Origin of the sequence: Bradyrhizobium sp. CCBAU 45394 (genome assembly GCF_028128655.1) — a bacterium.
Taxonomy (GTDB): domain Bacteria; phylum Pseudomonadota; class Alphaproteobacteria; order Rhizobiales; family Xanthobacteraceae; genus Bradyrhizobium; species Bradyrhizobium diazoefficiens.
In genome coordinates this window covers 163,079-173,806 of the sequence record NZ_LBIX01000001.1, presented here as the reverse complement: position 1 = coordinate 173,806, position 10,728 = coordinate 163,079, and the positions used below count along the sequence as shown (strand labels likewise).

Here is a 10,728-nt window from a genome sequence, read left to right as displayed (position 1 = left end):
GAGCGGGGAGAGGAAACGGAACGCGCAACAAGCGCATCACCGCGCCTCTCCTCGACTCTACCGCTTGACGGGAATTGCCAGAGGGCCTTGAGGGCGCACAGCCACCGGTGAGGTCGCATAGGTTGATGTCCACTGAGATTGCGTCGGGCAGCACGCGGCCGTTCGAACCGGAGCCAACCGGTTCGTTCGAAAGGCCACATGCGAGTGAGGTGAAGAGGGGGGCTACGCCGCGACTTTCATCCGTCGCTCGATCTCGCGGTCGATCGTGGCGGCGAGCTCGCTGCTGACTTCCACCATCGGCAGGCGCACTTCGGGGCTGTCGATCAGGCCGCTGCGCCACAGCCAGTGCTTGGCCGGCGCGGGGCTGGGCTCGGTGAACAACAGGCGCGTCAGCTCGGCGACCTCCTGCCAGCGCGCCTGCGCCGCGTCGCGGTTGCCGCGCTTCAGCTCGGCATACACGGCCGCGAACGTCGCGGTCTCGACATGGGCTGACAGCACGATGCCGCCATCGGCGCCGTCGGTGAGCGCCTCGAGGTAGTTCGCGTCCTCGCCGGTGAGCACGCGAAAACCGTCCGGCCGGTCGCGCAGCAGCGCGATCGACTGCTCGCGGCTGGCGCCGCAATCCTTCAGGCCGACGATGTTGGGGTGCTCGGCGAGCCGCAGCATGGTCTGGTTGGTGATGTTGACCGCGCAGCGATAGGGAATGTTGTAGAGCGCGAGCGGCCAGGCGGCGTGGTCGGCAAGTGCTTCGAAATGCGCCAGGAGCCCGCGCTGCGACGGCCGCACGTAATAGGGGCTCGCGATCAAATAGCCGTCGATCGGCCAGTCCGCGGTTTCATCAAGGCGCTCCTTCAGCCGCGAGGTGTCCGCGCCCGACATTCCGAGGCAGATAGGCAACGTTCGGCGGCCGGCCGCCATCTCGTCGCGGACGATGGCGACGAGGCGTTCGAGCTCGGCGTCCCGCAGCGTCATGCCTTCACCCGAGGTCGCCCCCAGGATGAAGCCGTCGACGGCCTGTCCGCAGTAATGTCGCGTCAGCCGCCGCAGCGACGTCTCGTCGAGCTTGCCGTCTCGAAACGGCGTCACCAGCGGCAGCCAGAGTCCGTGCAGATGCGTTCGCAGGTCGGTCATGTCCAGTCTCCTTCTCGGGAAAAAACCTGAGACGGAGGGCACATGAAAAAACCCCGTCCAGGTGGCGGGGTTTTCGGGATTTGCTGCGATGACGAAGCGTAGTTAGCGCGCGCAAAAATCCGAGGTCCCCGGGTGGGGGCCCTTTTTCGAAACGATTGCGCACGACTTCGTGATCATTCGCAAATGATGCGGGCGATACGTGGAACTGTCAATACACGCGGAAGGCGAATGCCGAATTGGGCAGAAAAAAAGCCGGGCTCGAACGAGCCCGGCTTAAGGTATTGGCCACGTGAGGCCGACACAATCACCTTCCAAGAGGGATTACTGAACTCCCGCGCCACTGGAGGAGGGGGACAAATGCGCAACGCGAAGGCTCAGCGTGCAAACATTATGAGCTTGCCTAACGCCATGCAGCAACAGCCGAGGCCGCATGTCAGACATGCGGAAATCAGGAAGGCCAGCGCTGCGCCTTGCTCACCACGAAGTCGCGGAACACCTGCACGCGCGCGACCGTCTTCAACTCCTCGGGATAGACGAAATACGTATCGAGCTGGATCGAATCCGATTCGCCGAACAGCTGCACGAGGCGGCTCTGCTCTTCGATCAGATAATCCGGCAGCGCGGCGATGCCGAGCCCCTGCTGACAGGCGCGCACCAGGCCGAGGATGTTGTTCACCCTGAAATAGGCCTCGCGCGGACCCGAGCCGTTGCGGCCAGCTTCGACCAGCCAGTTGCGGTTCTGAAGATGCGGCGCGAAGGTGCCGTCCGAGAGCGTGATGATGCGGTGGGAGTCGAGCTCCTCCAGCGTGCGCGGCGTGCCGAAGCGCTTGATGTAATCCGGCGAGCAATAGGCGTGGAAACCCATCGCGAACAGCTTGCGCTGGATGAGATCCGGCTGCGTCGGCTTGCGGGTGCGGATCGCAACGTCAGCCTCGCGCATCGACAGGTCCAGCTCCTCGTCGGTGACGATCAGCGAGATCCGGATCTCCGGATAGAGCGCGGTGAATTCGCCGAGCCGCGGGATCAGCCAGTTGATGCCGACGCCGGGCGTGGTGGTGATCTTGAGATCGCCGCTCGGCCGCTCGCGGCTGTCGGTCAGTTTGGCGCGCGCCGCCTGGAGCTGCATGAACACGTCATGCGCGGTGCGGAACAGGAGGTCGCCCTGCTCGGTGAGGATCAGGCCGCGGGCGTGGCGGTGGAACAGCGAGACCGAGAGCTCCTGCTCGAGCGCCGAGACCTGGCGTGAGACCGCCGATTGCGACAGGCCGAGCTGCTCGCCCGCATGCGTGAAGCTGCCCGCTTCAGCCGCCGCGTGAAACACCTTCAGCTTGTCCCAGTCCATATCCGTAAATCCGTCGCGTGTTCGAGGCATGATCTTTATTCCGCTGCTGCACGCTCGCTGGCGCGCAAGGCCAAGAAACGTTCGGCTTCGAGTGCTGCCATGCAGCCGAGGCCTGCGGCCGTCACGGCCTGGCGATAAGTCTCGTCGGCGACGTCGCCGGCGGCGAACAGGCCGGGCACCGAGGTGGCGGTCGAGTTCGGGGCGACCTCGACATAGCCCGACGGTTTGAGCTTGACCTGGTCCTTCACCAGCTCGGTCGCCGGGGCGTGGCCGATGGCAATGAAGATGCCGTCGGCCTTCAGCTCGGTGAGCTTGCCGGTCTTGACGTTCTTGAGGCGGACATGGGTGACCTTGTTCGGGTTCTCGGTGCCGCAGATCTCGTCGACGGCTGAGTCCCAGACCACCTTGATCTTCGGGTGCTTGAACAGACGCTCCTGCAGGATGCGTTCGGCGCGGAAGTGGTCGCGACGATGCACGATGGTGACCTGCGAGGCATGGTTGGTGAGGAACAGCGCTTCCTCGACCGCGGTATTGCCGCCGCCGACCACGATCACTTCCTTGCCGCGGTAGAAGAAGCCGTCGCAGGTGGCGCAGGCCGAGACGCCGCCGCCCTGGAATTTCCCTTCGGACGGCAGCCCGAGCCAGCGCGCTTGCGCGCCCGTGGCGAGAATCACGGTTTCGGCGAGATAGACGTCGCCGCTGTCGCAGGTGAGGCGGAACGGCCGTTGCCCGGTCTCCAGCTTGGTCACCAGGTCGGTGACGATCTTGGTGCCGACATGGACCGCCTGCTTCTCCATCTGCTCCATCAGCCAGGGGCCCTGGATCACGTCGGCGAAGCCCGGATAGTTTTCGACCTCGGTGGTGATGGTGAGCTGACCGCCCGGCTGGATGCCCTGGATCAGGATCGGCTCGAGCATCGCACGCGCGGCGTAGATCGCCGCCGTGTAGCCCGCGGGGCCAGAGCCAATAATCACGACCTTTGCATGAACAGGAGCGGACATTTCGATGGACGCCTTTCACGGGGGATTTGCAGCGCGGGCGCGGAAGGAGCCAGGAGGCCTCGCGGAGGCGCTGAAATATCAGAGCTAATCTAAGCGTTCTGGTGAGCTATGCAAGAATTGCATTCCCTGTCGGCGGATTTTTCCAACAGGGAACAAAAGTCGATTGCGCTGCACGCGCAATAAAATTGCGCAATGGGTGCGGACTGGGCTATGAGGATTGCGACAAACCCACCCGATACCGCCGCAAAGGCCAGGAGTTCCAATCACGTGTCGCGGAACCTAGACGAGATCGACCTGAAAATTCTCACCGAGATTCAGGCCGACGGTCGAATCACGAATGTTGAGCTGGCCAAGCGGGTTGGCATTTCGCCGCCGCCCTGCCTGCGCCGGGTCCGGGCGCTGGAGGAGGAGGGCTACATTCACGGCTATCGCGGGCTGCTGGACGCGCGAAAGCTCGGTTTCGACGTCACGGTGTTCGCGGCCGTGCACCTGTCCAGCCAGGCCGAGGCGGATTTGCGCGCCTTCGAGGAGTTCGTCCGCGCCGAGCCCCTGGTGCGGGAATGCTGGATGCTGTCGGGCGAGGTCGATTTCATCCTGAAATGCGTCGCGCCCGACATGGCGACCTTCCAGGATTTCGTCACCCACCTGACCGCCGCGCCCCATGTCCGCAACGTGCGGACCTCGCTGGTGCTGCACAATTCGAAATATGAGGCGGCCGTGCCGCTGGATGTGAAGGGGCGGCGGTAGGTTCGCCAAGCCTGTTAGTCCCGTCACCCCCGCGCGAGCGCGTAGCGCTCGTCGCTGGAGGTGCGAGTGATGGGGCGCGGAGCGCCCCATCGGGAGCCTCGAAGGATGGGCGGCCCGCGTGTCGCCGCGCGAGGCAACAATGGGGCCGTCGCCCTTCGAGGGCAGCTGAAGAAGCGGCCGCCTCAGGGTGATGGTGATAGAGTTGCGCTTCGCGGTCTCCACACCGTCATTCCGAGCAACACGCCTAAACAAAAAGGCCGCGCGGTTTGCGCGGCCTTTTCAGAACATCATCACGCGCAGCGGCAAATCCTTACCGCCACTCCACCTTGGTGATCTCATACGCCTTGGCGCCGCCGGGTGCGTTGACCTCGACGGTCGAACCCTTCTTCTTGCCGATCAGCGCGCGGGCGAGCGGCGAAGTGATGGAGATGCGGCCCTTCTTGGCGTCGGCCTCGACCTCGCCGACGATCTGCCACACCGCCTTCTTCTCGGTGTCCTCGTCGACCAGCGTTACGGTGGCGCCGAATTTGATGGTGTCGCCGGACAGTTTCGAGATGTCGATGATGTCGGCGCGCGCGAGCTTGTCCTCGAGCTCGGCGATGCGGCCTTCATTGTGGGACTGCTCTTCCTTCGCGGCGTGATATTCCGCGTTTTCCGACAGGTCTCCGTGCGAGCGCGCCTCCGCAATATGCTCGATGATGCGCGGACGGTCCTCGGACTGGCGCTTCTTCAATTCTTCCCCGAGCGCGGCAAACCCGGCCGAAGTCATCGGAACCTTTTCCATCTTCTCTCTCGTCCTTCGATCGTGCGCCCCAGAACGCGAATGGGCGCCCAACCTTGATTCGTCGGTATTTCCGGGGCTCGGTACGTGAGCCGCCGGACGTCGACAGATATGGGCTTGGCGCCGGAACAGAACAACCATATGGCCGGACAGTTCCTGCGGCCATTGTGGCTTGACTGCCAATCACTTAGCGGAAGGCTAACCTCTCAAGGCCAAGCCTTCCGTTCGCGATCAGGTTTCCGAAAAGTAGCTCTGCAGGGTACGAACCTCAAGGTCCCCGCCAAGATAGGCGCGGATGCCCTGCGCGGCCGCCACGGCCCCGGAAAGAGTGGTGTAATACGGCACTTTATGCAAGAGGGCCGCGCGCCGCAGTGAACGGCTGTCGGCGAGCGCCTGCGGGCCTTCGGTGGTGTTGAAGACGAGCTGGACGTCGCCATTGGTGATGGCGTCGACGATATGCGGCCGCCCTTCCAGCACCTTGTTCACCTTCTCGGTCGGGATGCCCTGGTCGGTCAGGAAGCGCTGCGTGCCCGACGTCGCCAGCACCTTGAAGCCGAGCGAATGCAATTCGCGAACGGCCTCGGCGATGCGCGTCTTGTCGCTTTCGCGCACCGAGACGAACACCGTGCCCTTGCGCGGCACCCGCGTGCCGCCGCCGAGCTGGCTCTTGGCGAAGGCCACCGCAAACGAGCGGTCGATGCCCATCACCTCTCCGGTCGAGCGCATCTCGGGGCCGAGCACCGTGTCGACGCCGGGGAAGCGCGCGAACGGGAATACCGATTCCTTGACGCCGACATGCTTGAGCTGCGCCTTCTTCAGCCCGAAATCGGCGAGCTTCTCGCCGGCCATGATGCGCGCGGCAATCTTGGCGACCGGCGTGCCGACCACCTTGGCGACGAAGGGCACCGTGCGCGAGGCGCGCGGATTGACTTCGAGCACGTAGATCTCGCCGTCCTTGATGGCGTATTGCACGTTCATCAGGCCGACGACGTCGAGGCCGAGCGCGAGCTCGCGCGTCTGCCGCTCCAGCTCCTCGATCATCTTCGCATCGAGCGAGTGCGGCGGCAGCGAGCAGGCGCTGTCGCCGGAATGGATGCCGGCTTCCTCGATGTGCTCCATGATGCCGACGATGAAGGTGTCCTTGCCGTCGCAGAGGCAGTCGACGTCGATTTCGGTCGCATCCGACAGGTAGCGGTCGAACAGCAGCGGGTTCTTGCCGAGCACGGTGTTGATCTGCCCGGTCTTGTCGTTCGGATAGCGCGCCTTGACGTCGGCCGGCACCAGCTCCGGCAGCGTGCCGAGCAGATAGTCGTTGAGCTGGTTCTCCTCGCGGATGATCTGCATGGCGCGGCCGCCGAGCACGTAGGACGGGCGCACTACCAGGGGCAGGCCGAGATCGGCGGAGACGAGCCTCGCCTGCTCGACCGAATAGGCGATACCATTCTTCGGCTGTTTCAGCCGCAGCTTGTCGAGCACGCGCTTGAAGCGGTCGCGGTCCTCGGCGAGGTCGATGGCGTCCGGCGAGGTGCCAAGGATCGGCACTTCGGCGGCCTCGAGCGCGCGCGCCAGCTTCAGCGGCGTCTGGCCGCCGAACTGCACGATCACGCCATGCAGCGTGCCGTTGGTGCGCTCCTTCGCGATGATCTCCAGCACGTCCTCGGCGGTGAGCGGCTCGAAATAGAGCCGGTCCGCGGTGTCGTAGTCGGTCGACACCGTTTCCGGGTTGCAGTTGACCATGATGGATTCGTAGCCTGCATCATGCAGCGCGAAGCAGGCGTGACAGCAGCAATAGTCGAACTCGATGCCCTGGCCGATGCGGTTGGGCCCGCCGCCGAGAATGATGACCTTCTTCTTGTCCGACGGCGTGCTCTCGTCCGCCGGAGCGCCTGCAAACGGCGCCTCATAGGTCGAGTACATGTAGGCGGTTGGGGAGGCGAATTCGGCCGCGCAGGTGTCGATGCGCTTGTAGACCGGGCGAACGTCGAGCGCGTGGCGCTTCGCCGTCACCTCGGCTTCCGTCGTGTCGGCGAGCACCGCGAGCCGCGCGTCGGAGAAGCCCATGGCCTTGAGCGTGCGCATGCCGAAGGCATTGCCCGGCAGGCCGTTCTTCCTGACCTTCTCCTCCATGTCGACGATGCCGCGCATCTCGCCGAGGAACCACGGATCGATCTTGCAGGAGTTGAAGATGTCCTCGTTCGACCAGCCGAGCCGCATCGCCTGGGCGACCTGGAGCAGGCGGTTGGGTGTCGGCGTGCCGAGCGCGGCACGGATCGCATTCTTGTCGTCGTGCTGGCCCAGCCCCTCGATCTCGATCTCGTCGAGGCCGGTCAATCCGGTCTCGAGCCCGCGCAATGCCTTCTGAAGACTTTCCTGGAAGGTGCGGCCGATCGCCATGACTTCGCCGACCGACTTCATCGACGTCGTGAGCGTCGTGGAGGCGCCGGGGAATTTCTCGAAGGCGAAGCGCGGCACTTTCGTGACCACGTAGTCGATGGTCGGCTCGAACGAGGCCGGCGTGGCGCCGCCGGTGATGTCGTTGGCGATCTCGTCCAGGGTGTAGCCGACCGCGAGTTTGGCGGCGACCTTCGCGATCGGAAAACCGGTGGCCTTCGAAGCCAGCGCGGAGGAACGCGACACGCGCGGATTCATCTCGATGACGACCATGCGGCCGTCGTCGGGATTGACGCCGAACTGCACGTTGGAGCCGCCGGTCTCCACCCCGATCTCGCGCAGCACCGCCAGCGAGGCGTCGCGCATGATCTGGTATTCCTTGTCGGTCAGCGTCAGTGCCGGCGCCACCGTGATGGAGTCGCCGGTGTGCACGCCCATCGGATCGAGGTTCTCGATCGAGCAGACGATGATGCAATTGTCCTTCTTGTCGCGCACCACCTCCATCTCGTACTCCTTCCAGCCGAGCACGGATTCTTCGATCAGCACTTCGTTGGTGGGAGAGGCGTCCAGGCCGCGCTCGATGATGTCGAGGAACTCTTCCTTGTTGTAGGCAATGCCGCCTCCGGTGCCGCCCATGGTGAAGGAGGGGCGGATGATCGCGGGCAGGCCGATCTCGGACAGCGCCATCATGGCCTGGCCGAATGCGTATTCCTGGTAGCGCTTGCGGCGGTCGCTTTCGCCCAGCGTCCATTGCCGCTCGAGCTCTTCGAGCGCGGCGCCGGAGAGCTTTTCGCGTTCGGCGAGATATTTGTCGCGGAACGACTTCTTCAATGCCGACGCATTGGCAAGCCGGGACTTCGGCGTCTCGAGCCCGATCTTGGTCATGGCCTCGCGGAAGAGCTGGCGATCCTCCGCCTTGTCGATCGCGTCGGCGGTGGCGCCGATCATCTCGACGTGGAACTTTTCCAGCGTGCCCTGCCGGCGCAGCGACAGCGCGCAGTTCAGCGCGGTCTGGCCGCCCATGGTCGGCAAGAGCGCGAAGCCGCCGGGAATGACGTGACGTTCCTTCTCGATGATCTTGGCGACGATCTCGGGCGTGATTGGCTCGATATAGGTCGCATCCGCCAATTCCGGGTCGGTCATGATCGTGGCCGGGTTGGAATTGACGAGGACGATGCGATAGCCCTCTTCCTTCAGCGTCTTCACCGCCTGCGTGCCCGAATAGTCGAACTCGCAGGCCTGTCCGATCACGATGGGACCGGCGCCGATGATCAGAATGGTGGTGATGTCTGTACGTTTGGGCATCAACTCTCGCCGAAGTCGGATTTGGGCACAAAAAAAGGGCGCGCGGCTGCGCGTCCCTTTGGCCGAGAGCGCGGTGGTCTCCCTCGCGCGCGGGTGGGTCTTAGACCAGTTTTCGGGGCGGCGAAACCCCGAAAAACACCCATCAACCGGCAATTTTGACCGGTTTTGGCCGTGCCTGCCAGCCACGGGCGAGGTGCACCAGAAGCGAGGCCGCAACGCTCGTTCCGCCGATCCAGCCGAGGTCATTTGGCGACAGCGTGGCCAGCACCGCGCCTCCCAAGGCGCCGCCGATGGCGAAGCCCAGATACATCGACGAGGCGTTGAGCGAGAGCGCGATCATCGAGGCCTGCGGCTCGATCCGGATGATGCTGGCGATCTGCGCCGGATAGAACGCCCAGCCCGAGATGCCCCAGAGGAAGATCGTGCCCAGCACGGCATAATGCGCCTGTCCGGGCATCAATTTGAGGACCAGCGAATGCAGGATCAGCGCGGTCGCCATGCCGGCGAGCCCGAGCGCTGCGGTGGCGAGCGTGCCGAGCCGGTCGGCCAGGACGCCGCCGAGCATGTTCCCGATCGCGGCGGCGCCGCCGAACACCAGCAGCGCAAGGCTGATCTGCGAGGCATCGAAGCCGAGGCCGCGCAGCGGCACCGCGAAATAGGTGAACACGGTGAAGCCGCCGAGCCCCCATAGAATCGTGATCAGAAGCGCGACCAGGACATTGCCGTGACGCGCCACGGCCAGCCGCTCGCCGAGTGAGGCGGTGTTGCGCGGCAGGCCGCGGGGCAGGCCCAGCAGGAGGCCGGCGAGCGCAACGGCACCGATCAGGGCGACCATGGCAAAGGTCGCGCGCCAGCCGAGCAGGCTCCCGACGAGATTGCCGAGCGGAACGCCGATCACGGTCGCAACCGTCAGTCCCGAGGTGACCAGCGCAACCGCGCGGCCGCGCCTTTCAGGCGAGGCGACGGCCACCGACACTGCGAGTGCGGTCGGCATGCACAGCCCGGAGCCCAGGGCCATCAGCATCCGGGAAGCCAGAAGCAGGGCGTAGCTGGAAGCCACCATCGCGGCGAGATTTCCGGCGATGAAGGTGGTCAGCGCCAGAGCCAGCACGGTCCGGCGGTCGATATTGTTCAGCGCCACCGCCAGGATCGGCGAGCCCACGGCATAGGTGAGGGCATAGGCGGTGACCAATTGGCCGGCGGCCGAGACCGAAATCGACAGGTCGGTGGCGATCGCCGGCAAAAGCCCTGCGATAACAAAGCCTTCGGTGCCGATCGCGAAGGCGCCCAGGGCCAGCCAGAATACGCTCATTGGAGAGATCCCTATGTTCAATGTTTATTGAACTATCGAACGCGACGGTTTCAGTGTCAATTGGTTCAAGAACTATTGAACATTACGGCCGCATCGCTATGATTCGGACCATGAGCCGCACGCCCCTCCATCCCACCCGCGAGCAGATCGAGCTGCCGATGGTCCTGGATTGCCTGAGCGATCCGATCCGGTTGGCGATCGTCTACCAGCTCGCCCAGCAGGAACGTGTCAGCAGTGAGCTCTGCTGCGGCGACTTCAATGGTCTCGCCGGCAAATCCAACCTCGCCTATCACTTCGCCAAGTTGCGCGAATGCGGCCTGATGCAGACGCGCGTGGCGGGCACCAACCGCTTCATGCGGCTGCGCCGCGAGGATCTGGAGGGGCGCTTCCCCGGCCTGCTCGATGCCGTGCTCAGCTCCGCAGCCAAGGATGCGGACCGGCTTCAGCTTCTGTCGGAGTGTGAAGTCGCCAAGGCAGATTGAGCCGCGGATACAGTCCGTCTACGCTTTCGCTTCGCTCAAGTTGCGCCGGACACGCTTCCGCTGCCGGTCTAGCATGGCTGCGCCACGCGTAGCCCGTCAGGGCGAAGCGTGGAGACCCGGCCTGGATTTGAACCAGGATAAAGAGCGATGCACCGCTCTCGCGTAGACACTTCCGCCACCGGGCCGGATGGATCATGTCCGAGCGAGGCGCGACAAGCCACCTCAGCCAATTGTTA

The 10,728-nt window shown here is 64.5% G+C and carries 8 protein-coding genes; 2 read left to right on the top strand and 6 right to left on the bottom strand.

Annotated features, from left to right (window positions below; translation table 11 throughout):
* Window positions 1–222 precede the first annotated feature (222 nt).
* The 3 genes from WN73_RS00805 to trxB all read right to left on the bottom strand — a co-directional run bounded on the left by WN73_RS00805 (window position 223) and on the right by trxB (window position 3,474).
* Complete coding sequence (locus WN73_RS00805) at window positions 223–1,131, bottom strand: 4-hydroxy-tetrahydrodipicolinate synthase family protein (RefSeq protein WP_038965421.1); 909 nt, start codon at window positions 1,129–1,131, stop codon at window positions 223–225.
* A 448-nt stretch (window positions 1,132–1,579) separates the two neighbouring features.
* Window positions 1,580–2,503 (bottom strand): LysR family transcriptional regulator, encoded by a 924-nt coding sequence (locus WN73_RS00800; RefSeq protein ID WP_028172837.1) that lies wholly within the window; start codon window positions 2,501–2,503, stop codon window positions 1,580–1,582.
* A gap of 5 nt (window positions 2,504–2,508) precedes the next feature.
* Complete coding sequence (gene trxB / locus WN73_RS00795) at window positions 2,509–3,474, bottom strand: thioredoxin-disulfide reductase (protein WP_271550991.1); 966 nt, start codon at window positions 3,472–3,474, stop codon at window positions 2,509–2,511.
* 267 nt (window positions 3,475–3,741) lie between these two features.
* Between trxB and WN73_RS00790 the strand changes: the two genes are divergently transcribed.
* Window positions 3,742–4,221 (top strand): Lrp/AsnC family transcriptional regulator, encoded by a 480-nt coding sequence (locus tag WN73_RS00790; protein WP_027547667.1) that lies wholly within the window; start codon window positions 3,742–3,744, stop codon window positions 4,219–4,221.
* Between the two features lie 310 nt (window positions 4,222–4,531).
* On the opposite strand, the gene greA is transcribed toward WN73_RS00790, so the two are convergent.
* The 3 genes from greA to WN73_RS00775 form a co-directional block, all read right to left on the bottom strand.
* Entirely contained in the window at window positions 4,532–5,005 is a 474-nt protein-coding gene (gene greA / locus WN73_RS00785) for a transcription elongation factor GreA (protein ID WP_011090113.1), read from the bottom strand.
* A gap of 228 nt (window positions 5,006–5,233) precedes the next feature.
* Window positions 5,234–8,698, bottom strand: coding sequence for a carbamoyl-phosphate synthase large subunit (carB, locus tag WN73_RS00780; protein WP_028172838.1), 3,465 nt, complete (start codon window positions 8,696–8,698; stop codon window positions 5,234–5,236).
* Window positions 8,699–8,840: 142 nt separating this feature from the next.
* Entirely contained in the window at window positions 8,841–10,010 is a 1,170-nt protein-coding gene (locus WN73_RS00775) for an MFS transporter (protein ID WP_028172839.1), read from the bottom strand.
* 110 nt (window positions 10,011–10,120) lie between these two features.
* On the opposite strand from WN73_RS00775, the gene WN73_RS00770 reads away from it, so the two are divergent.
* Complete coding sequence (locus tag WN73_RS00770; protein ID WP_028172840.1) at window positions 10,121–10,492, top strand: ArsR/SmtB family transcription factor; 372 nt, start codon at window positions 10,121–10,123, stop codon at window positions 10,490–10,492.
* The last annotated feature ends 236 nt before the right edge of the window (window positions 10,493–10,728 follow it).